This window comes from Stenotrophomonas sp. YIM B06876, from assembly GCF_030711595.1.
Taxonomy (GTDB): domain Bacteria; phylum Pseudomonadota; class Gammaproteobacteria; order Xanthomonadales; family Xanthomonadaceae; genus Stenotrophomonas.
In genome coordinates, this window is record NZ_JAUJUJ010000477.1 from 1 (window position 1) to 619 (window position 619).

Annotated in this window: 1 protein-coding gene; it reads right to left on the reverse strand. The window is 70.6% G+C overall.

Annotated features, from left to right (window positions below; all coding sequences use genetic code 11):
• On the reverse strand, positions 1–581 hold a 581-nt coding region (locus QZH66_RS18010; RefSeq protein ID WP_305807176.1), incomplete at its 3' end, for an alpha/beta fold hydrolase.
• Positions 582–619 lie beyond the last annotated feature (38 nt).

Genomic DNA, 619 nt, shown 5'->3' on the forward strand with positions numbered 1-619 from the left:
AGGCCGAAGCCTTCGAGGTTGACCAACCGGCGCACGCGCGCGGGCCGCACGCCCGCGTACAGCATGGCCACGTTGCCGCCCATGCTGTGGCCGACCAGATCGACCGGTTGCTCGGGCGCGTAGTGGTCGAGCAACCGGTCGAGGTCGGCCAGGTAGTCGGCAAAGACATAGTGGTCGGTGGGCGCGGACGGCATGCTCAGGCCAAAGCCGCGCCAGTCGGGGGCGATGATGGTGCGGCCGGCGGCAAAGGCTTCGCCCAGCGCATCGACGACGAACTGGTAGGACGCGCCCACGTCCATCCAGCCGTGCACCAGCACCAGCGGCGGCAGGGCCGAGGNGGGCGCGGACGGCATGCTCAGGCCAAAGCCGCGCCAGTCGGGGGCGATGATGGTGCGGCCGGCGGCAAAGGCTTCGCCCAGCGCATCGACGACGAACTGGTAGGACGCGCCCACGTCCATCCAGCCGTGCACCAGCACCAGCGGCGGCAGGGCCGAGGTGGCCGGCCCCCAGCGGCGCACATGGTAGTGCAGGGTGCGGATGGGGACGGTTTCGCTGCGCGAGATTCTGTGGGCTTGGTACATGGGGGCGATTATTTCGCGCGGGCCCGCGCGGCGTCAGT